We start from the raw sequence: 21,166 nt of genomic DNA, 5'->3' as shown, positions 1-21,166 counted from the left end.
GGCTATTCAGGTATTGAGCAATGTGAAGGGGCGGGTCGTGATCGGGAGGGATGCTGGGAATGTGATGGGGTGATAAGTGACCTTCATCTGAACACCACTACCCCAGCGAGAAAACTCGACAATAGCGACCTGGTTTCCGCTCCAGCGATTTTGCTTATCGTCTTCGCTGTCTCTAGGTCTGAACTGCTTTTGTGTGCCAATGGACGCGGGTGGCGCCTCTGGTAAGGAATGGCGAAACCACGTTTTGTGGGTGCCGAAGATACCTCTTACCTCATCTTTGAAGCTGGCCCACTGGTCAAGTATTGGCGTTACGCACAAGCTGCTCGGAGAACAGATAACTTCGGTTAGTGTGGTTCTACCGGTTCGGGCATGCACAGCTTGGGCAACCCGGCTCCAATGCACATCGCCCGTCAGGAATACCACCTGAATACCGAGCCCAGCCAAGTTGTCGAGCACCTTGATCAGGACGGCGAATTGTTTCTGATAGTTCGGCAGTTCGGCGTCCATCAATTTGCCAAACTGTGCCGGCTCGCAGAACAAGGTTTGCCCTGTGGCGAGGACTCCCACGTGGGGTGTGCCGGCATTCTTGTGATCGATTAGTTGCTGCTCCCAGTCCCTGAGCGCTTGTTCAGTAGGCGCGGTCATCAGGCCTACTGGGCTGTCGAAGTCGAGCTGACGATGGCTTCGGGTATCGATAAACAGCATGCATAACGGCTCTATATCGAGCCTTGTCCAAGGTTGGTGACCGGTGGGAGAGCCGCCTTGTTGGTAATCCTGAAAAAGCTCTCGTGCAGCATCATCCCAGGGGTTAAGTCCAGTAGGAGTCGGAACATGCTGAGTGCCTTTCTTCCAGAACTGCTCCCAAGGATAGTTATTCCAATATTCATGGTCGTCCGGCAGACAGACAGCCGGGGCCTTGCTCAGTGCCTGCTGTAAACCACTTTGCCCACTCAGCTCAGACAGCCAGTTGCGTCTGTACTTGGCTGAAATGTTACTGCGCAGATCGGCTGCTGTAGATGGCATAGTGTCGAGTGGTGGTTGGTCAAGGTAGACCTGATCGCCGGCGAACAAGGACATGTCAGGCCGGTGCGGAAGTTGTTGAATGAAGCGACCAACATCCACCTGGTCAGTGCCGACGCAGTAGCATGACGTCAGCATGATCTTGAACGAGCCATGGGGTACTGAGGGGACCTTGTCTGGCAATGAGCGCACACGGAGGAAATAGGGGGCCGCTACGTTGCCAGCCTCTACTCGAATGCGGTGCTCGATGCCTGGGCCCAGTGCAGCGAAGCTGAAGATGCCCTGATGATTGGCTTGGGTGCCATCGCGGATAGGGTGCGGCCCTTCAAATCCTGTCGGTTGCCAAGGCTTTCCGTCTAGCTGGAAGCTGATCTGAGGTGGATTGTCGGTGTCGAACAAACCCACCCACAGTTTGATTTCATTAGGAGGGGCAAGCAGGGGGCGTGCCATTAGCATGGACATTCTTTCCTCCTACGGCCGAAAGGCCCGTATGTTATTAATGGGCGCGTGCTCGGACAGCCTTCGTAAATTCAGGTTGCCTTGTGACAGGGCATGTTGAATTCCGGCTGGGTTCGTATGGAGTTGGGGACATGCTTACCCTCCCTGGCAAGTTGGTGCAGTAACGGACGGAGCGAAAACCCTCGATCGATACTGGCCGATCTAGCGTTGAATCTAGTTCATGTCTTTTCGAGGAGGCCTAGCCGTCTGTCGGCATACCTCTCTGTGTAGTTCACACCGGCCACGGAGGCGAGATTCGCCTGGTGGCCGCGATCGGTTTTCAGCGTCTCATGCGCCAGCTTGTAGTCAGCATCGTCCAGCGTCTCGCCGGCAGGAATGTCCGGATCGGTTTTCCAGTTGCGCGGGCGATTGGGGGAGGGCGTGTCCTTGGTGACGCGATACGCCATCCACTTGGCAAACGTGGTCTGCGCATCGTTGTTCAGGGTGTAGGCGGTCCTGGCCAGCGCTACATTACTGCCGCTGGTGGGACACCGACGCGTTATCTACTGGACTTGCCCCTATCAAACCGGACACCAACTCCCCTTTAAATTGATGCCACCAAGCGCCTGAACTCCCTCGGTGAACGGTAGTTCAAGGCGCTGTGCGGATGCTGTTCGTTGTAATGCTCGAAGGCAATTGCCAGGTTACGCAACGCCGTTTCTCGATCCGGCTTGGGCATGTGCGTCACGTAATCTCGCTTGATCGTTTTCACGAAGCTCTCGGCCATGCCGTTGCTCTGCGGGCTGCGAACGGGTGTCGTCACCGGTTGAAAACCGATCTGCTGGGCAAACAGGCGCGTCTGTTCGGCGGTGTATGCCGAGCCGTTGTCGCTTAGCCATTGCACTGGTGTAGTCGGCAGTTGGTCGCCAAAGCGCTTCTCCACGCTTTCCAGCATCAAGTCACGGATATCATCGCCACTGTACCCGGTCGGGCTGGCGATCCAGCCGATGGCCTCGCGATCACAGCAGTCCAAGGCGAAGGTCACGCTCAGTTTGGCGCCGTCCTCGCAGCGGAACTCAAAGCCGTCCGAGCACCAACGCGTATCGCTGGTTTTCACGGCAATACGGCCTTCGTGCCGACGCGGCACACCGGGCTGTTTGGTTCGGCGCTTAAGCAGCAGGTTGTAATCACGCATGACCCGGTAAACGCGCTTCACATTGATCGAGGGCTGCAACTGGGTTTCACGGGCTCGGCGCAACAACCCCCAGACACGACGGTAACCATAGCTGGGCAGCTCGCTGACCTGTTGCTGGATTTCGGCCACCAACTCAGCATCGTCCACAGGCCTGCTTCGCCGTACCTTGGGCGATACCGATTGCTTGATTCGAACCGTTAATTGCGAGCGCGCCACACCGAGACTTTCGCTGACCAGCTTCACTGGTCGTCCCCCGGCAACAAGGGTGAGTGCGCAATCCATTTTCGCGAGCGGGCGATCTCCACGGCCTCTTTGAGGATTTCCGCTTCCATCGTCTTCTTGCCCAGCATCCGTTGCAGTTCACGGATCTGCTTGAGCGCATCGCTCAGCTCGGAGGCCGGCACCACGGCTTCGCCCGCGCTGACCGCCGACAGGCTGCCGTCCTGATACAACTTGCGCCACAGGAATAGCTGGTTGGCATTGATGCCGTTGCGCCGAGCGACGACCGACACACTTTGCCCTGGCTCAAGGCTCTCGCGAACCATGGCCAGTTTTTGCTCTGGGCTCCAGCGGCGCCGCCGCTCCTGGCCCAAAAGCTCCCCACTCTTATCGTTGCTGTTAGTCATAAACATAACCGTTTGCCTATCCCTTATCGTAAGGGGGAAACGGTGTCCTGTCTTTCATGGGGCTCGTTCATCTACTGGCTAAGCACATCGCAACGGTCGAGACGGTACAACAGGAAAGCCTGACGATTCTCGAAACCTAGACGCCTGTACAGGGCTAGGGCTGGCGCGTTGTCATCGAGAACATGCAGGAACGGAATGTCGCCGCGCAGCAAAATCTCCCGTCGAAGCACGTTCACCAGTCGCCCTGCCAGGCCTCTGCCGCGATAACCGTCATCGACACACACTGCACTGATTTCGACGAAACCTTCCAGTCGCATGCGCTCGCCCGCCATTGCGATCAGCTTGCCCTGATCGCGGATGCCAATGTACCGGCCCATCTCCTGTGTCCTTCTGGCAAAGGGGCCTGGACGCGTTTGTTGGGCCAGGCGAAGCATATCTTCCGTGTCCGAACGTCCAAGGTGGACCAGGCCATCTACGGGATCATCGGGGGGAGCCTCTAGAGCGATCATCTGTTGGACGGCCCCCAACTGAACGGCGAGCAGACCGGCCCCCACTGCAAGCGGCGACAGTGACTGTACGATCACGTGATCGTCTTGGCCCAGCAGCGCCTGCAGCGCCAGAAAAGCCTCGGGTTTCGGTGTGGCCGTCGCCGCGAAGGGAGCCACCTCGGCGAGATAGCGGCAGGCGCCATGGTTGGCCGATCCCAAGGTGCGTTGCGTCTTGCTCAGTGCATGCCAGACAGGATTGTCGAGGCGGGCGAAGTGATCTCTCATGATGTGCTGCCTGCTGTGTTAGAGGGACCAATCAACCCAGTTGACCGATCAGGGTGAACGCGAAGATCAGCATGCTTGCCACTCCCGCGAAGAAAGCGAGTGTTCGAAGCACCGGGATGCCGGCGGTGTAAACAAGGTAATGAGCAAGGCGCGCCACAATGTAGAGCTTCGCTGCGAAGACGGTCGCCGGGGTGCTGATTCCTGTCAGTGCTGCCGTCAGAACGAGCGCAGCGAAGACAGCAAGATTCTCGATGGCGTTGGCGTGAGCCAGACGAGCGCGTTGCGCCCAGGCAGGCTCCTGAGGGAGGCCCATGGTTGGGTTGCCCAGTGTGGCGAGCAACCCTCTGGTACGGATTCTGGCGCAGATGTAGGGAAGCCACATCAGGGCGGTGGCAAGAGAGATCAGCGTGAGTGAAAACAGTTCTGGAGTAGGTCTCATGACAAAGCTCAATCGGTAGGCCTGGCCAAGGCGTAAGAACGGCCGCAACGGCACAATTCTGTTCGGGGCATACCGACTGGGCTATAGTCGTAAATGACATTTTTAGAATCGTTTACGACATGAAAATTGACATCCTCGCACTCGATGGAGTCTTTGACACTGGGCTCGCCGCGCTGATGGACACGCTCTCCACGGCCAATGAGTTGGCGCAAGCTCACACGCCAGATGGGCGGGTTTTCGATGTCAGGCTGATAGGGGTACGCAAACGGGTTCGTACGGCCCAGGGGTTCACGGCAACGGTTGAGGCACCCGAGCCAGGGCGTACACCCGATTGGGTGGTCGTGCCCGCCGTGAATGCCAAGCCGCCTGAACGACTGGTTCAGGCCCTGGGGCGGCGCGATGTCAGGGACGCCAGGGAGCGTCTGCGCAACTGGCATGAGTCCGGCGTCGGTATCGCAGCCGCATGCCTGGGGACGTTCATTCTGGCGGAAGCGGGGTTGTTGGATGGCCGTGAGGCCACCACCACCTGGTCAATGGCGCCCCTGTTTCGACAGTGGTATCCGCGAGTCCGCCTTGACGACTCGCGGATGGTTGTCGCGTCCCGCGGTATTGTCACCGCAGGGGCTGCGATGGGGCATCTTGATTTGGCGCTGTGGCTCGTGCGCCAGGCCAGTCCCGAGTTGGCGTCGCAAGTGGCGCGCTTTCTACTCATCGATACACGCTCATCACAGGCGCAGTACATCATTCCCGATCATCTGGCTCATTCGGACCCCTTGATCGAGCGATTCGAACGTTGGGCCCGAACACACCTTGCCGCTGGGTTTTCTCTCCAAGGCGCGGCAGAGGCCTTGCACGTGCATCCGCGCACGCTCCAGCGTCGCACGGAAGCGATACTGGGCAAGTCGCCTCTGGCATTTTTTCAGGATTTGCGAGTGGAGCAGGCAAAGCACCTGGTCGCCACGGGGCACGACCTGGAGGTGATCGCTGAAAAGGTCGGCTATTCCGACGCCGCCACGCTGCGCAATCTGCTGCGCAGAAAGCTGGGACGTGGTGTGCGCGAGCTCCGCTCGGAGTTGGGGTAGTTCGGCGACCCAGACCGCTTTCGGGGCTCAGTCGTTTTCTACGCCAAGGGGCGTTCTTGTTGGAGAGCGTGGCAGTCCGGCTCAGTACAGTGGGACAAGGTGTTGGAAGGGCGTTGATCCGGTTTGTGAGGGTACCGACCGCCAGTGAAATGGATACCGTTCATTTCCACAGAGCATGGAAATGGTGAACCGGTCCGTAGCCACCTCCTACCTGCAATTGATCGGCTGCACCCAGCGCGGCCGTCAAATACTCCTTGGCGCCAGAGACTGCCAGCGTCATCGTCGACCCGGGTAGCAGGGCCGTGATCGCTGCCGAAAGCGTGCATCCCGTACCGTGCGAGTTGCGTGTGGCGATTCTTGGGGCATCCAGCTCCAGTGTGTGTCCCTTGCTCGCCAGCAGATCGACGCTACGTAGCCCTTCCAGGTGCCCACCTTTGAGCAGCACCCAATCCGCGCCCAACTGCCCCATTTCCGTTACTGCGACCCGCATGGCTTGCAATGATCGAGGTTCTTCGCCCTGCATGAGCACGCCGGCTTCAGGCAGGTTTGGAGTGATCAGAGTGGACAGCGGGATCAGGCGTTCCCGAATGGCCGCAACCGCCTCAGGATCCACCAGCCGATCACCGCTCTTGGCAACCATGACGGGGTCCAGCACGACGGGACAGTCGGCACGCGCTTGTAGACACCGCGCAATGACTTCAACAATGCCAGCGTTGGCAACCATACCAATCTTCACGGCATCGACCCGCACATCGTCGAAGACGGCCTCGATCTGCTCGGCAACGAAGGAGGGGGCCAGGGGCACGAAGCGACGCACACCGTGCGTATTCTGCGCGACGACCGCGGTGATGACGCTCATGCCATAGGCGCCCAGGGCGGAAAAGGTCTTCAAATCGGCCTGAATGCCTGCGCCACCGGTAGGGTCGGTGCCTGCGATCGTGAGTACATTGGCTATCACGTTGTAACAATCTCCTGGGCGTAAGCGACCCGCGTGCTGCGTCAGCGGCGCATGATCAAGACTCAGCGCGCGCCTGGATTCATTCAGATCGATCAGGGCGAGCCATCGGCCTGGGCGGTCCGCTGCGCGATGGCATGGATCACCGCCACCATGTCCAGTCCACCCTGTCCCAGCGCCTCGGTTTCGCCATACAGCGCGTGGCATACGTCCAGCAGCGGCGAGGCGATGCCGAGGTCACGTGCGGCTTGTGCCACCAGGCGACTGTTCTTGAGAACGTCGGTGATGGCGGCCTGAACCGAAAAGTCCTGCGCCACCAGCTTGCCAAGCTTGCCCCGCGAAACGTCGCTGGCCATGGGCCCCACGTTCAGGGCTTGGGCGAACTGCGCCAGGTCGACACCCTGGCGCTGGGCAAAGTGCGTGGCTTCGGCCAGCCCCGTGACCATGGTAATGAGGAACAGGTTGACCGCGAGCTTCATTGTCAGCGCGCCGGGGACGTCGCCACACACGAGGCTGTCGCGGCATAACGGCTGGATCAGGCTTCGTACCGCCTCGACCGGTTCGGGCATGCCAGCCAGCATGACGACGAGCTGACCGGCCTCGGCAGGTTTGCGCGAACCGGAAACCGGTGCCTCCACGTACTGACCGCGGCCTTTGCCGATCTCATCGGCCAGCAAGCGCGAGTAGCCGGAGGAGGTGGTACTCATGTTCACGATCAACCGTCCCGCCATCCGTTGCTCGAACAAGGGCGTGTGTCGACCCAGTACCTCATCGATCGCCGCTTCATGCGCCAGCATCAGAATGAGGGTCTCGCACTGGGAGAACAGGGCGTCCAGACTCTCAGCCACCTCGGCACCCGCCGCGCGCAGCGTGTCGTAGTGGTTGTTGGAGCGACTCCAGACAACGAGTGGCACGCCGCTGCGAGCCAGGTTGAGGGCCATCGGTGTCCCCATCACGCCCAGGCCGATAAATCCGGTCGGTTTGTTCATCGGATGAAGCCTCTGTAGTCGTTTGAAGGGTTCATTTCGACCTCGTGTTTGTGGCATCGGCCCGGACTACGGGTGTCGGCGTCAGCACTCCAGCGTCAGAACCGAAAAGCGCTCACGAATGGAGCGGATGATGCCTGCACCGTCCAGGCCACACTCGGCGAGCAGGGCGCTGCGCTCACCATGGTCAATGAAGTTGTCCGCAAGTCCGAGCTGCAGCACAGGACGAACCGTACCACCCGTCAGCATGGCTTCCACGCACGCCGAACCCGCCCCACCCATGACACAGCCTTCCTCGACGGTCACCAGGGCATCGTGCGTACTCGCCATTTCCTGGACCAGTTGCGTATCGATCGGTTTTACAAAGCGCATGTTGACCAGCGTCGCGTCCAGTTCTTCGGCGGCCTCCCTGGCGGGTGCGACCATCGACCCGAAGGCAAGGATAGCGATACGTGCACCTGCAGGCCGCGTGGTGGTGCGGCGGATCTCTCCCTTACCGATCGGGATGAGCTGCATCTGCGCAACGGTCGGTACACCCACACCTGCGCCGCGGGGGTAGCGCACAGCCGTCGGATTCGGTTGTTGCAGCGCCGTGTGCAGCATTTGCCGACATTCGTTCTCGTCCGACGCAGCCATCACCGTCATGTTGGGAATGCAGCGCAGGAAGGCCAGGTCGTAGGCGCCGAGGTGCGTGGCACCGTCAGCACCGACAATGCCCGCGCGGTCGATCGCAAAGACGACAGGCAGGTTTTGCAGCGCAACGTCGTGAATCAGCTGATCGTAGGCCCGCTGCAGAAAGGTCGAGTAAATGCCGACTACTGGCCTCAAACCTTCCGCAGCGAGGCCTGCCGCGAAGGTCACGGCATGCTGCTCTGCAATGCCGACGTCGTGGTAGCGATGAGCAAACCGCTTCGAGAACTCCACCATCCCCGAGCCTTCTCCCATCGCCGGCGTGATACCCACGACGCGTGGGTCCTGTTCTGCGGCGTCGCACAGCCATTGGCCGAACACCTGTGAGTAGGTCTTGGGCGGCGGCGAGGCGGCTGCTTTGACCCCGTGAGAGGGATCGAATCGTCCGGGGCTGTGATACCGCACGGGATCGGCCTCGGCAGGCGCGTAGCCCATGCCTTTGCGGGTCACGACGTGCAGGAGTTGAGGGCCGCGCAGGCTCTTCATGTTGCGCAGCGTGGACACCAGTACGTCGAGGTCATGACCGTCCACAGGACCGATATAGTTGAACCCCAACGTCTCGAAAAGCGTCGAGGGCAATAGCAGTCCCTTAAGCTGCGTTTCCAGACGATGAGCCATGTCGCGCAGCGGCGGCGCGGCGAGCAGGGCATGCCCGACCCCTGTGCGCACCGCTGTGTAGAAGGGCCCCGACATCAGTCGCGCGAGATGACCACTGAGTGCACCTACCGGCGCCGAAATGGACATCGCGTTGTCATTCAGGACCACAATGAACGGCAGGTCGCGCTCGACGCCGGCATTGTTCAGGGCTTCGAACGCCATGCCTGCGCTCATCGCCCCGTCACCGATCACCGCCACCGCATGACGTTCCTGGCCCTGCAGCCTGGAGGCGAGCGCCATTCCCAGGGCGGCCGAGACGGACGTGCTCGAATGGGCGGTGCCGAAAGTGTCGAACGGCGACTCGGCGCGTACCGGGAAGCCCGAGATGCCACCAGCCTGACGCACGGTGTGCATGCGGTCGCGACGGCCCGTCAGTATCTTGTGCGCATAGGTCTGATGGCCTACGTCCCAGACGATGCGGTCGTGGGGGGTGTTGAAGACAGAGTGCAGCGCAATCGTCAGTTCAACGACACCCAGGTTCGGCGACAGATGGCCACCTGTGCTCGCCACACTGTTGAGTAGGAAGGTGCGCAACTCGTTCGCGAGTTGCGGCAATTGGCTGGGATTGAGGCGACGCAGGTCGGACGGCCCATCAATGCTGTGAAGCAGGTCGATCATGGAGGGTCCTTGGCTGAAGAGGCGGTGGCTGGCATTCGCTGCAGAGCAATGTGATTGCAATTGCAACTATGTTAAGTCCAACGCGCTGGCGTAGGCAAGGATGACCGCGCCGCACGCCGCTTGAGACAGCCCGTCAGTTGAAAGCGTTGAGGGTTGCCAGCGTGATGGCGGCCGCAGACATCGTGGAGGCACGGCGGTTGTCAGATCGGCGATCGGGTGGGTAGCGCTTTCTTCAGGCCCGCGCTTGAAGCCGTGCTACAGATGTGTGCCTCCCCATGATCCCCAGCACAAGCAGATTCCGGTCAGCCTCAAGAGCGGAATGTGTAACGCGCAGGAAGCCCATCACCTGAACAGGGTGGTGATCGATCTGTCTTCCCAGGCATGCGATGAGCACTGGCTGACCCAAATAGCCCGCGACGTTCAGGTATAGCAATGCGGATAGCTCGTTTCGCGTAAGCGAAAATAGCCGAGTAGGTGGCTCATGGATTGGGGCAAAGGGGAGGCAAGTCCCAAGCAGTCAGCAACCGATGTCCCTCACCCACTAACCGGCTTTAGCACTGTCGTCGTCACTCCACGTTAGGCAATTTCAGTCCGATCGAGTTTGAGCGGCACTCTGCGATTGTAGTGGTTTAATTTCCCCGGACACCCCGATAGGTGGAAAATGCATCTATCGAGGAGTTTTTCATGACCGACAAACGCAGGACATTCGACGCCAGCTTCAAGCTGCAAGTCGTGAAAATGATCACCGACCAGGGCTTGGCCGTTTCACAGGTTTGCCGGGATCTGAATCTGGTCGAATCGGCGGTTCGACGCTGGGTGCAGCAGTACGAGTCTGAGCAATTGGGGCAGGCCGGCATCGGTAAGCCGCTGACACCTGAACAGCAGCGTATTCGACAATTGGAGCAAGAGAACCGGCAGCTCAAGATGGACAACGATGTCCTAAAAAAAGCTACAGCCTTCTTTGCCCGCGAGCTGAAGTAACCTACCGGCTGGTTCGACAACTGCAACAGAAGGCTTACTCGGTGGCCCATGCCTGTCGGCTGTTGGGCATCAGCCGCTCCGGCTTTTACGAGGCCAACAAACGGGCTCAAGCGCCGACAGCCATTTGCCAGGTCACGGTGCAGCTCAAGGCCTCGTTCAGCGAAAGCGGCGGTTGCTATGGCAGCCGGCCGCTGCGTAAAGCCCTGCACGCAAAGGGAATAGAAATAGGTCTTTATAAGGTCCGGCGCCTAATGCGAGCCAACGGCCTACACTCGGCCTGGAAGCGTAAATTTGTGCACACGACGGACAGCCATCACGATCTGCCGATCGCCGAGAATGTGCTCAATCGCCAGTTCGAGCCCGATGCGATGAACAAGGCGTGGGTGGCGGATATGACCTACATCCGCACTCGCAGTGGCTGGCTGTACCTGGCTGTGGTGCTGGACTTGTTCTCGCGCAAGATCGTGGGTTGGTCGATGGCACCGAACATGCCTGCCGAGCTGGTGTGCAACGCCATGCAACTGGCTATTGCTCAGCGCCAGCCAGCCTCGGGCCTGATCGCCCATTCGGATAGAGGTAGCCAATACGCAAGCGCGAGCTATAGAGCACTGCTGGAACGAAATGACATGCAACAGAGCATGAGCCGCAAAGGTAACTGCTGGGACAACTCAGTGATGGAACGCTTCTTCCTGAGCTTGAAAATGGAACGGGTGTGGCGGCGTGATTATGCCAACCATGGCGAGGCCATCCGTGACATCACCGAGTACATCGTTGGGTTTTACAACAACGAACGGCTGCACTCGAAACTGGGATATCTGCCACCGACTGCTTACGAGCGGGCGATGGTGCCGAAATTACCTATCGAGGTGTCCGGGAATTGTTGACCACTACAGATCAGTCGTGCCTAACGGTCCGTCCACGAGATCCGGGACAGACCGGGCGTTTCATTGTTGACTATAGGTACAGGGTAACGGCTCAGTCCGCGTTAGGTCTGCGATCGGGTTTGAGCAGCATTCTCGCCAATGCCGGGGTCAGGATGAGCGCTCCTAGCATGTTCCAGATGAACATGAAGGCGAGCAGCACTCCCATATCCGCCTGGAATTTGATGGGAGACAACACCCAGGTCGCCACCGCCACACCCAGCGTGACGCCGGTCAGCACCACCACCTTGCCGGTCGACAGCAAGGCACTGTAGTAGGCGTGGGAGAGGCTGGCGCCGTGGCGCAGGTTCGCCAGTGTGATGCTGAGGATGTACAGCGAGTAGTCCACCCCGATCCCGACGCCCAAGGCGATGACTGGCAAGGTCGCGACCTTGAGTCCGATGTCCAGTCCCACCATGAGCGCTTCGCACAACACAGACGTGAGCATCAGCGGCAGTACGGTGCACACCACCGCCCTCCATGAGCGGAACGTAATGAAGCACAGCACGATCACTGCGGCGTACACCATCAGCAACATCTGAAGGTTGGCACGCTTGACCACGATGTTGGTCGCTGCCTCGATGCCGGCATTGCCGGCTGCCGACATGAACTGTAGGTCGGGCGTGTTGTACTGCGCTGCGAACTGGTCGACGGCCTTTGCGACCTGTGTGAGGGTGTCGGCTTTGTGGTCACTGAGAAAGACGTTGACGGTGAGCAGATCACAGTTCTGATTGAACAGTTCGCGTGGTGCCCGGGTGATGATGGCGTTGAGCAGCCCCTGGTTCTTCGGGATCTCATACCAGCGTAGGCTGCCTTCATTCATACCGGCGGCGGCCTGTTTGCTCAAGGCTGCCAGGGACGTGGTGGACACCACGCCGGGCAGTTGCTGCAGCCGGGCCTCCAAGGCATCCACGCTGACCAGCGTGTTGTAGTTGGCGCAGTAGAACGGCGGCGTTTTCACCATGACCACATACTTGTCACTGCTGGCGGCATAGTTGCCGACCATGAAGGCGTTGTCACGGTTGTAGCGTGAGTCTGCGCGCAGTTCCGGGGCCCCTGGGTTGAGGTCGCCAACCTTGACGTGCAGGCTGACGGCGAAGCCTACGGCCCCCAGTGTGGCGGCTACGACGATGGCCCCCAGCGCCCACTTGAGTTCGGTGAAACGGTCCAGAAACGACCACAACGGGTGTCGGCGGTGTTGCATGTCACCCAGGGACAAACGCTCGGCTTCTGTCTCACGACGGGCGGCTGTCAGGCTCACACCCGTGTAGGAGAGCAGGATCGGCAGCAGCACCAGGTTGGTCAGGATCAATACCATGACGCCCAGCGTGGCAGTTACCGCCAGGTCCTGTATCACCGGTATGTTGATGATCATCAGTACGGCGAATCCGACAGCGTCGGCCATCAATGCCATCAGCCCGGTGAGGAACAGTCGACGGAAGGTGAAGCGGGCGGCGATCAACTTGTCGGCACCCCGGCCGATGTCCTGCATGATGCCATTCATCTTCTGGGCACCATGACTCAAACCGATGGCGAAAACCAGGAAGGGCACCAGAATCGAATACGGATCCAGTGCATAACCCAGCGTTGGCAGCAGTCCGAGCAGCCAGACCACCGCGATCAGTGAGCAGGCCAGCACCAGCAAGGTGCTGCGCAGACAGCGGGTGTACCAGAACAGCACGAGAGCACAGATCAGCAGGGTAGCGGCAAAGAACACCTGCATCTGCAGCAGACCGTCCATCAGATCACCGACCACCTTGGCAAATCCGGTGATTGCGATCTGGTACTTGTCACCTTCGTACTGCTGACGCAATTGTTCCAAGCGTTGAGACAGTGCATGGTAGTCCAGCGGCACCGTACCTGTGGCGCTGGTATCCTGAAGCGGTAGGAGGATCACACTGGAGCGCATGTTGGTCGCCACCAGGCGGCCGATTTCACCAGAGCGTTCGACGTTTTGTCTGACCTGATCGATGCTAGCGTCTGAGCCGTTGTAATCGTCGGGGATGACCGGACCCCCATCGAACCCCTCTTCGGTTACGCCGATCCAGCGTGTCGCCGGAGTCCAGAGTGACTTCATGTAGGGGCGGTCAACGCCGTCGAGCAGGAAGAGGTCGTCGTTGAGCTGTTTCAGTGTATTGAGGTAGTCGGCATCGTAGATCGTGCCGTTGCGGCTGCTCAGGGCGATGCGCAAGGTATTGCCGCCTTCGCCCAGTTGTGCGCGGTACTTGAAGTAGTTTTCGATGTACGGATGACCGACCGGAATCATTTTTTCAAAAGCCGCGCTCAACTTTAGCCCGGTAGCTTGCCAGCCCAGCAGGGCGCTGAGCAGCAGGCACAGGGCGACCACCAGGCCGCGATGGTTGAACAGCAGGCGTTCGACCAGGCTGCCGGAATGTTTGTCGAAGGTTTTCAGGTCAAGCAGGGCGCTGTTGTCAGGCGCGGTCACTTTACTGTTCACGGGCACTGCTCCGTTGTCCGTCTGGCAGGGAGAAAGCGGTCAGCCCGCGTAGGCCGCTGAGCATGAAGCGACCCTCTGCGGCTTCGCTCAGGCTGGTTAGGGCGCCGGCCTGGCTGGCGGTTGCCTTGAAGTGGCGACCCTGATCGCGGCTGATTAGGAGGCGGCCGGTTTCATCGACCAGCAGCAGTGTGCCGTCACTGGCACGCGCACCGGCAGTGAGGGTTATCGGTTGGTCGTTGATGACGGTCTGCCAACTGTCGCCAAGATTCTCCGAGCGCATGATCTTGCCGCGCAATCCGAAGGCCAGTAGGTTCTTCCCGGGCCCGGCCAGCAGACCGAACAAGGTGCCTGAGGCAGGTGTATCCAGTGCACTGAAATGTTCGCCCTGATCGGTCGAGCGCAGCAGTAGGCCTTGTTCGCCGCCGATGAACAAGGTGCCGTCGAGGTCCACGATGTCGTAGAGGTGCAGGGCAGACGGGTTGTCGAGCTGTTGGCTGATCGAACGCCAATGCTGACCACCGTCGGTCGTGGCAAAGGCCAGCCCATAGGCGCCGACCACCAGACCGCGCTGGGCATCGAGGAAGTGCACCGCTAGGAACGGTTTATCAGGACCGTCCTCCACCAGTTGATGGGCATCGTCGAGGTGTCGCTGGCTGTCGGCATCCGGTTGTCGGGTGTACGCGGCATCCGCTGCTTCCACGGCCAGTTGCGCCGCCTGCGTGCCCTCAAGTTGTCTGATCCAACTGCGACCGCCATCGTCGCTGTGCAATATGACCCCGGCGTGACCGACCGCCCAGCCCTGGGATGGCGTAGGAAAAGTGACTCGTGTGAGGGTCACGCTGACGGGGGAAGGTACTTGCTGCCAGCTATGGCCGTTGTCCTGTGAGCGCAGGATGAATCCACGCTCCCCGACGGCCAGCAGGTCGCTGCCTGCTCGGGTGACATCCAGCATCAGCGAACGTGCTGCCAATTCGCTATGCAGGGCCGGGCGCTCCTGGAGGGGCGCCTCGATTTGCGCCGCCATGGCAGGCAGTATGCCCAGCAGGTACAACGCCAGGGGCAGGCGCACGTGCGCGCAAAGCGCATAGAGCTTTGTTGTCATAGCCATTTCAACCTCGACGATCGACAGAGAGGGCGGGTGCGTAACCCGCCTCGGGGACTACGGGAGCTGGCTCAACGTGCCGAGCCCGAAGCCACCGCGTTGCCGGTGAAGAAGTTCTCCGGTTTACGCTCGACGACTTTGTAGGTCTCTCCGTTAAGGCCCTGGACCATGCTGTAGGTCTTGGCCTGCAGGTTGTAGATGACCACTGGCTTGACCACTACGGCAGGAATGGCCGGTACCACGAAGGGCAGAGCTTGTGTCACGCGCCAGAGCTTGCCCTGGGCGTCGTAGCCATCCACCAGCGAAACCGTCCAGCTGTCCTCGTCGATGTAGAAGCGCCGCTTGGGTACGGCGTGACGCTTGCCGGGCGCTACCGTGGCCTCGACCTCCCAGACTCGATGCAGCTCCCAGCGCATCTTGTCCGAGTTGAGGGTCTTTTCGGTGTACACCTCTTCCGGTTTGGCCGCATGGAAAGCGTTGAGGTTGTAGGGGATGTACATTTCCTTCTTGCCGATCAGCTTCCATTGGTAACGGTCAGGGTGGCCGATGAACCCGTGCACCTCGTCGAAGTAGTTGGCGCCGGAGGCCACGAAGTCAGGGGTGTCGTAACCTACCGTCGGTGCGCGCCGGACACGGCGCTGCCCGACCAGGTACTGCCAGGCTTGGCGTGGATTGGCCGCATCGATGCTGTCATGGGTGACCAGCGACTCCCCGGCCTTGAAGGGAGGTTCGTTGGTCAGGAAACGCAACAGCACGTATTCACCACTCCAGCCCTGGGCGTTACCGTCCTTGTAGTAATAGGGGTACTGCCAGTTCTCCACTCCACGGCTCGCCAGGGTCCGACTGCCATCGGCGTTGCCGATCACATTGCGATAGCCGTGTTGGATGGACTCGGCCTCGGTGCGCAGCAGGAAGTTCCATATCACCTCATTGCCATTGGCTGGAATCGGAAATGGCACGCCGCCATAACACCCCTTGACTGACAGCCCCTCCTGAATCAATTGGCAGTCGGTGGCGTTCTTCAGGGTGTTGGCGTAGGTCCATTCGGGGGCTGCAGCGGTGCGGTGGGTGGGGTACACATCGACGCGGAAGTTGTCAGGGTATTGCTGCAGCAGCGCCCGGGTGCCTTCGCTGAGCTTGTCGGCGTACTGTGCGGCGTTTTTGGCAGTAATCTGGAGCACTGGCCGCTCGCCGGGAAACGGATCAACCGGCGCGTCGCCGAACTTGGCGCCAGGCACGTCTTTGGTCAGGCCGCCAGTCCAGGCAGGGATACTGCCATTGGCATTGCCGGCTTTTTCCGCGCCCATGGGCGTCAGTGTGGTTTTCAGCGTATTGGCCTGGTCAGCGCTGACGGCTGCGACGGCATGGCCGCAGACGAGGCTGAGTACGGTCAGCAGGGACACAAGGTGGGTAGTCTGTTTCATGGTCATTCTCCGGGACAAGGCGGGCATCAGAACGTGCGCTGGATCGAGAAAGCGACGAAGTCACGGTCCTTGAGGGTCTGCTTGAAGGTGTAGGCACTGTTCTCGTCGATGATCGGGCCCCCATCGCCGAAGAAGTTGGTGTAGCTAAGCGAGGCGTACCACGTTTTCTGGTAGTCGGCCTTCAGGCCGAAGGTGATGTCCCCGCCATGCTCGGGCGCAAAGGCCTGGGGCGTCACCGACGAGCGCCCGTAGGGTGTGTAGCCCACGGTAATGGGCAGTTGCACGTCCACTCCCGGTATCACCTGGAAATACTGGGGTTCAAACGTGAAGCGCAGCGAATAGGCATCGCGAGTGGTGTTCGGGTCGAGCTGGTCGGCATTCTTCTTCACGCTCAAACGCCGATTGAAGGCCAGTTCGCCTGCCAGGGATGCGCCATCCCACAGGCTGTTGCCACCGTAGACGTTGATCATTGAAACCTGTGCATGCAGGGAGTTGCCGAGTGGGTAGGCGGGGTGCCGATCGTTGTCGGCGCCCAGGCCGGCGATCACCACACCGCCGGTTGGCGCCAGCGGCGTATCGACGCGCATGGACACTTCACCGGCCACGTTGGCTTCGCCCACCTGCTTGCTGAAGCTGGCACCGAACACCTTCACGTCTTCGGCGTAGACATTGACGTAGCTGTCGTCGTTACCCGGAATCAACGCGGCAGGACGGAAGTAGAAGATGGGGGTCTTCTCATGGTATTTGGCCGCATAGAGGCCGAACTCCCAGTCCTCGAGACTGAACTTGAACTGTGCACCAAACTGCCCTGAGTTCCGCGCATTGATACTGGCCCCCCGGATCAGGCGACCGGTGGGAAAGTACACGCTTTCGGCACCGTCACCGACGAAGTCACCGTTACTGAAGTAACTGCCAGAACCGGGCAGTCGGGTCTTGTTCCACTCAAACTGGTAGTAGGCACCGACACTGATGGTGTCCGTCAGTTGCCAGTTACCTGAAACCTGCTTGGTGGGCAGGAGGATTTCCTTGAACTGTGAACCAGGCACCGACTGAAGCTTAACGAGATCGACCGTGGACTGTGCGTTGGCGATGCCGTTGGCGCCGAAGAACAGACTTTCGCCATAGATCTGCGTGAACTGCCCCAGACGGCCCGATAGCCGTGTCGTACCGATCTCCCGTGAGCCATAGACGAAGGCATCGAGCAGCTCGCCGTTGCGCCCGTGCAGCTTGCGTGTGTCGTCGGTGAAGTGATCGTTGCGCACGCTCATTGCGTTGGCCGTGGCGGGCGAATCATTGTCGTTGCGCTCGTTGTACACCGAGTCGTACCAGGCCGCGCCGCTCAGTCGTGCTCCGACGTCCTGGTAGCGGATGTCCAGCTCCGAAAGTAGATCGAGACGGTTGGAGATCAGACCGCTACTGAAGTTGCGGTCACCATCGTCGACGTTGGGGTTGGGTACCGAGGTGCCCGGGCCTGCTGCAACGTTGGCGTCACGGCCCTTGACGCGAAAGGCGTTGCTGTACTTGAGGGTATTGTCCCAGCGGGTGCTGAGCTCGGGGATGCCGGTCTCGAATTGGAATGCCGCAGCATTGAACGAGGTGCACAAGGCGAGGGCGGCGCTGACGGAACCGGTGATGCGGCTGAAGCGCTCCGGGCGAGCGGGGCAGCAATGCGGCATTTTCATGGAAACCTCTTCTGCTTTTTTATTGTTGTTGAAGCGAATCGATTTATGGCGGTAGCAGAGCTGAGCGACGTTCTGGGTGGGTCATGACTCCTGTGGCTGGCAAGGAGGAGGGGATCAGCCCTCCTGAGAGACCGGCATGACGCTGCGCAGACCTGCGCTGGCGATCTGGGCATCGAATTCGGCTTTCACGCCGCTGGCTGCAATGGCGCCGACTACCTGGCCGGCAACCACCACGGGCAGTCCGCCAACCATGGCGACGATGCCTGGCAGAGTCCCGACCCCCAGTTGTCCGGCGTTGATCAGCTCGGCGAAAAAACGGGTCGGACGACGGGTCAGGGCAGAGCAGCGGGCCTTGTCGATGGCAATTTGTACTGAAGAGGCCGAGGCGCCTTGCAGGCGGCGGAAAGCCAGGAGATACCCGCCGTCATCGACCACAGCGATCGAGACAGCCCAATCGTTGTGTTGGGCCTCCAGTTCGGCGGCGTCGAGCATGGCTTCGGCCTGCTGGCGGTCGAGTACGGCTTTGAATGGCATGGCCGTTACTCTCCGACACTGACGAGACGATCATGAGCAGGTTGATATTTTTGTGCGTGATTCATTTTAATCTGCCTTAAAAATGAATTTGTGCACAAAAAATAAATCTGTCCATTTTCAATGTCAAGAAAAACAGCACGCCTCAGTCGGTGGGACCTTCGGGCTTTGTTTACGGATACTTGCTGACGACTGGTGGTGCTCATAAATTGCACAAAGGTGTTTTTGCGCATAAAATGGCAATCAGTGCAACATCCATCGGACGAGACACATGCTCAGCAATCAAAGCGGCTCACTGATCGAAATCGCGCTCCAGCAGATGAAGAAATCGATCATCTGCTGCGAGCTGGCCCCAGGCGAAAAACTCAAGGTGGCGGAGTTGTCCAAGGCCTACGGGCTGAGCAGTTCGCCGATTCGCGAGGCGCTCAACCGGCTGGCCCAAGAGGGCATTGTCGACGCCAACGAGAACAAGGGATTTCGTGTCGCGGGGCTGTCGGTCAAAGATTTTGAGGAGATCACCCATCTGCGCACCTTGCTGGAGCGTGAGGCGTTGGCCGATGCGATTACACACGGTGACGATGCCTGGGAAGCGGATGTATTGGGTGCCTACCACCGGCTATGCCTGGTCGAAAAGAAGCTGGGTAGTCTGCCCGTCGCGCTCAATGACGACTGGTCGCAGCGGCACAAGGCGTTCCACTTTGCCCTGTTCTCCGCTTGCCGCTCCACGTTGCTGTTGCGCACGATCGACTCGTTGTTTGATCGAGCAGAGCGTTACCGGCGTTTTTCGGCCTTGCGCCGCAAGGTCGAGCGGCATAAGAACGACGAGCACAAGCAACTGATGGAGACGGTTTTGGCCCGCGACAGTGCGAAGGCACTTGACCTGCTTGGGCGGCATATTGGCGAAACCCTCAGCCGGGTCACCGACGCTCTGTTGGGCCAGCACTCCACGTTGCAGTAATCGATCATCGCGTACCCAAGGGGCCCATGCAGGTCGTGGCTGCATGGGCCCCTTTCATTTCAGGTAGCCAGGGCGGCGAGTAGTCGTTGCACCAGGGCCAAGGCTTGCTCGCCGTCTTGCGCTGTGCCATAGACGTAATGGTCGGGACGCACCAGCACCACCTGACAATCGCGCTCGCGCATCCAGGCGCCTAATACATCGCCCTGTTCCTGATACTGTTCTGCAACGGCTTGTGCTGAAGGCTGCATCTCGACCAGTTGAATCACATGCAGCGGTAGGTGGGCACACAGCCGCTGCAGTAATGGCGCCAGTCCCGGATCAGCGATTTTGTCAGACAGCACCAGACGCAGCGACTGGCCTGTGAAACGATCCAGCAGGTCGGTTTCACCGCCGTGGTTGCGCACCAGCGGTTGCGGGAAGAGTTCACCGGCGCCTGCCGAGGTGTCGATAAAGCCGCTGGTCAGGCCGGGAATCAACGATTGCCGGGTCATGGTGCCGTCTGGACGGGCCTGAAGCTGCTCCACCAGGCGTTCGTCGCGCTCGGCGGCTCGTTGCGCATCTCGCTCGCAGATGGTCTGGCCGAACGTCTTGGCCACCTCCGTTGTGCAGCGGACATGTGGTGCCCGTTCGTTCTGGTAGCTGTCGAGTAGAGACGGTTGTGCCAGCCCACGTCTAACCAGGGCCAGTTTCCAGATGAGATTCATGGCGTCGCGAATGCCCTGGCACATGCCCTGAGCGAGGAAGGGAGGGGTCATGTGTGCCGCATCACCCAGGAAGAACGTTTGTTCGTGTCGCCATTGCTGCAGGATCAGCGCATGGAAGCGGTAGCTGGAGGCGCGCCAGATGTCGTAGGCGTCCGGTGGCAACCATCGCGAAATCAGTGTGCGGATCGACTCGGGGTTGGCGATATCGGAGGGCGACTCGCCGGGGTTGATCATGAACTCCCAGCGGCGATGACGTCCTGGCCCGACCACGAAGGTGCAGGGGCGCTCAACTTCGCAATACTGGACATTGGTTTGCGGCAAATCGGCGCCGGCGCCCTCTTTGAGTGTCACATCGACGACCAGCCAGGGCTCGTCGAAGGCCAGATCGTCCATGGGCAATTGCAGGCGCATGCGGATGGGGCTGGTGCCTCCATCACAGGCCAGTACGTAATGGCTGCTGTAAAGCGCCTCATGGCCGTCCCGGTTGCGAACATGAACCTGGCTGAGCGGCCCCTTCTGCTCGATGTCCAGCACCTCGCAGCCCAACTGCACCCTGACGCTTTGGAACTCGTTGATTCGCTCGCGCAACGCCCGCTCCACGGGGGGCTGCGAGAACACGTAGTTGGGCGACCAGCCCAACAGATAGGGCGGTTTCGCGGCATCAATGCGCTTGATCAAGCGTGCGCCGCCGCTCACGTAGTGCGAGGCCCGGTAGGGCATGACATGGCTGGCTATCCTTTCGGCCAGGCCGATATTGTCGAAGGCGCGCATGACTTCGTGATCCAGGCCCATCGCTCGTGGGTTCTCATAGATGCCTTCGGCCTTGTCCAGGGCCAGGGCGTTCAGGCCCCACAGGCCCGCCAGGTTGGCGGCTGTAGCGCCCACCGGGCCCATGCCGACGATGATCAAGTCGTAAATCATTGTGTT

General features: G+C 60.1%; 16 protein-coding genes and 1 pseudogene. 3 read left to right on the top strand and 14 right to left on the bottom strand.

Going from position 1 to position 21,166, the window contains the following annotated elements; genetic code table 11:
* Positions 1–6: 6 nt before the first annotated feature.
* The 5 genes and pseudogenes from HU752_RS20960 to HU752_RS20940 form a co-directional block, all read right to left on the bottom strand.
* Positions 7–1,482, bottom strand: coding sequence for an alkaline phosphatase D family protein (locus HU752_RS20960; protein WP_186675823.1), 1,476 nt, complete (start codon positions 1,480–1,482; stop codon positions 7–9).
* Between the two features lie 269 nt (positions 1,483–1,751).
* Positions 1,752–2,021, bottom strand: a pseudogene (locus HU752_RS20955) (DNA/RNA non-specific endonuclease); the annotation flags it as partial.
* Positions 2,022–2,062: 41 nt separating this feature from the next.
* Positions 2,063–3,279, bottom strand: a protein-coding gene (locus tag HU752_RS20950; protein ID WP_437182268.1) for an IS3 family transposase whose coding sequence is annotated in 2 segments (ribosomal slippage) — positions 2,063–2,934 and positions 2,934–3,279 — 1,218 coding nt in all. Because the reading frame shifts where the segments join, the coding sequence is not laid out codon by codon here.
* A gap of 71 nt (positions 3,280–3,350) precedes the next feature.
* Entirely contained in the window at positions 3,351–4,052 is a 702-nt protein-coding gene (locus tag HU752_RS20945) for a GNAT family N-acetyltransferase (protein WP_186675828.1), read from the bottom strand.
* Between the two features lie 31 nt (positions 4,053–4,083).
* Positions 4,084–4,491, bottom strand: a complete 408-nt coding sequence (locus tag HU752_RS20940) for an MAPEG family protein (RefSeq protein WP_186675830.1) — start codon at positions 4,489–4,491, stop codon at positions 4,084–4,086.
* Between the two features lie 119 nt (positions 4,492–4,610).
* On the opposite strand from HU752_RS20940, the gene HU752_RS20935 reads away from it, so the two are divergent.
* Positions 4,611–5,573 carry a GlxA family transcriptional regulator gene (locus HU752_RS20935; RefSeq protein ID WP_186675832.1) on the top strand — a complete coding sequence of 321 codons (963 nt, stop codon included), beginning with the start codon at positions 4,611–4,613 and terminating at the stop codon, positions 5,571–5,573.
* Between the two features lie 160 nt (positions 5,574–5,733).
* On the opposite strand, the gene thiD is transcribed toward HU752_RS20935, so the two are convergent.
* From thiD to dxs, 3 genes are all read right to left on the bottom strand, one after another.
* On the bottom strand, positions 5,734–6,531 hold the full coding sequence (thiD, locus tag HU752_RS20930; protein ID WP_186675834.1) for a bifunctional hydroxymethylpyrimidine kinase/phosphomethylpyrimidine kinase: 798 nt from the start codon (positions 6,529–6,531) through the stop codon (positions 5,734–5,736).
* A 92-nt stretch (positions 6,532–6,623) separates the two neighbouring features.
* Positions 6,624–7,574, bottom strand: a complete 951-nt coding sequence (locus HU752_RS20925; protein ID WP_496198575.1) for an NAD(P)-dependent oxidoreductase — start codon at positions 7,572–7,574, stop codon at positions 6,624–6,626.
* 24 nt (positions 7,575–7,598) lie between these two features.
* A complete protein-coding gene (gene dxs, locus HU752_RS20920) occupies positions 7,599–9,479 on the bottom strand; it encodes a 1-deoxy-D-xylulose-5-phosphate synthase (RefSeq protein WP_186675838.1) in 1,881 nt (626 codons plus the stop codon).
* A 684-nt stretch (positions 9,480–10,163) separates the two neighbouring features.
* On the opposite strand from dxs, the gene HU752_RS20915 reads away from it, so the two are divergent.
* Positions 10,164–11,344, top strand: a protein-coding gene (locus HU752_RS20915) for an IS3 family transposase (protein ID WP_186675840.1) whose coding sequence is annotated in 2 segments (ribosomal slippage) — positions 10,164–10,419 and positions 10,419–11,344 — 1,182 coding nt in all. Because the reading frame shifts where the segments join, the coding sequence is not laid out codon by codon here.
* Between the two features lie 91 nt (positions 11,345–11,435).
* On the opposite strand, the gene HU752_RS20910 is transcribed toward HU752_RS20915, so the two are convergent.
* From HU752_RS20910 to HU752_RS20890, 5 genes are all read right to left on the bottom strand, one after another.
* Positions 11,436–13,838, bottom strand: coding sequence for an efflux RND transporter permease subunit (locus HU752_RS20910; protein ID WP_186675842.1), 2,403 nt, complete (start codon positions 13,836–13,838; stop codon positions 11,436–11,438).
* The gene (locus HU752_RS20905) at positions 13,828–14,946 is read right to left on the bottom strand and encodes a WD40/YVTN/BNR-like repeat-containing protein (protein WP_225920045.1); all 1,119 of its coding nucleotides are present in this window, start codon (positions 14,944–14,946) and stop codon (positions 13,828–13,830) included. The genes HU752_RS20910 and HU752_RS20905 overlap by 11 nt, the downstream gene beginning before the upstream one ends.
* Before the next feature lie 65 nt (positions 14,947–15,011).
* Positions 15,012–16,364 carry a DUF1329 domain-containing protein gene (locus tag HU752_RS20900; protein WP_186675852.1) on the bottom strand — a complete coding sequence of 451 codons (1,353 nt, stop codon included), beginning with the start codon at positions 16,362–16,364 and terminating at the stop codon, positions 15,012–15,014.
* Positions 16,365–16,390: 26 nt separating this feature from the next.
* On the bottom strand, positions 16,391–18,040 hold the full coding sequence (locus HU752_RS20895) for a DUF1302 domain-containing protein (RefSeq protein ID WP_186676124.1): 1,650 nt from the start codon (positions 18,038–18,040) through the stop codon (positions 16,391–16,393).
* Between the two features lie 120 nt (positions 18,041–18,160).
* Positions 18,161–18,580: a GlcG/HbpS family heme-binding protein gene (locus HU752_RS20890; protein ID WP_186675855.1), complete on the bottom strand. Its 420-nt coding sequence runs from the start codon at positions 18,578–18,580 to the stop codon at positions 18,161–18,163.
* Positions 18,581–18,848: 268 nt separating this feature from the next.
* Here HU752_RS20890 and HU752_RS20885 point away from each other — a divergent pair, with 268 nt between their 5' ends.
* On the top strand, positions 18,849–19,535 hold the full coding sequence (locus tag HU752_RS20885; RefSeq protein ID WP_186675857.1) for a GntR family transcriptional regulator: 687 nt from the start codon (positions 18,849–18,851) through the stop codon (positions 19,533–19,535).
* Positions 19,536–19,594: 59 nt separating this feature from the next.
* Here HU752_RS20885 and HU752_RS20880 read toward each other — a convergent pair whose 3' ends face one another.
* Positions 19,595–21,160, bottom strand: coding sequence for a bifunctional 3-(3-hydroxy-phenyl)propionate/3-hydroxycinnamic acid hydroxylase (locus HU752_RS20880; RefSeq protein WP_186675860.1), 1,566 nt, complete (start codon positions 21,158–21,160; stop codon positions 19,595–19,597).
* Positions 21,161–21,166 lie beyond the last annotated feature (6 nt).

This window comes from Pseudomonas vanderleydeniana, assembly GCF_014268755.2.
GTDB lineage: Bacteria > Pseudomonadota > Gammaproteobacteria > Pseudomonadales > Pseudomonadaceae > Aquipseudomonas > Aquipseudomonas vanderleydeniana.
This window is presented reverse-complemented; position numbering and strand designations above follow the sequence as displayed.

What these genes read in the sequence shown, in the direction of transcription:
- HU752_RS20960 (WP_186675823.1), bottom strand. Translation starts at nt 1,482, where the DNA reads ATGTCCATGCTAATGGCACGCCCCCTGCTTGCCCCTCCTAATGAAATC.
- HU752_RS20945 (WP_186675828.1), bottom strand. Translation starts at nt 4,052, where the DNA reads ATGAGAGATCACTTCGCCCGCCTCGACAATCCTGTCTGGCATGCACTG.
- HU752_RS20940 (WP_186675830.1), bottom strand. Translation starts at nt 4,491, where the DNA reads ATGAGACCTACTCCAGAACTGTTTTCACTCACGCTGATCTCTCTTGCC.
- HU752_RS20935 (WP_186675832.1), top strand. Translation starts at nt 4,611, where the DNA reads ATGAAAATTGACATCCTCGCACTCGATGGAGTCTTTGACACTGGGCTC.
- HU752_RS20925 (WP_496198575.1), bottom strand. Translation starts at nt 7,574, where the DNA reads ATGCCACAAACACGAGGTCGAAATGAACCCTTCAAACGACTACAGAGG.
- dxs (WP_186675838.1), bottom strand. Translation starts at nt 9,479, where the DNA reads ATGATCGACCTGCTTCACAGCATTGATGGGCCGTCCGACCTGCGTCGC.
- HU752_RS20905 (WP_225920045.1), bottom strand. Translation starts at nt 14,946, where the DNA reads ATGGCTATGACAACAAAGCTCTATGCGCTTTGCGCGCACGTGCGCCTG.
- HU752_RS20900 (WP_186675852.1), bottom strand. Translation starts at nt 16,364, where the DNA reads ATGAAACAGACTACCCACCTTGTGTCCCTGCTGACCGTACTCAGCCTC.
- HU752_RS20895 (WP_186676124.1), bottom strand. Translation starts at nt 18,040, where the DNA reads ATGCCGCATTGCTGCCCCGCTCGCCCGGAGCGCTTCAGCCGCATCACC.
- HU752_RS20890 (WP_186675855.1), bottom strand. Translation starts at nt 18,580, where the DNA reads ATGCCATTCAAAGCCGTACTCGACCGCCAGCAGGCCGAAGCCATGCTC.
- HU752_RS20885 (WP_186675857.1), top strand. Translation starts at nt 18,849, where the DNA reads ATGCTCAGCAATCAAAGCGGCTCACTGATCGAAATCGCGCTCCAGCAG.
- HU752_RS20880 (WP_186675860.1), bottom strand. Translation starts at nt 21,160, where the DNA reads ATGATTTACGACTTGATCATCGTCGGCATGGGCCCGGTGGGCGCTACA.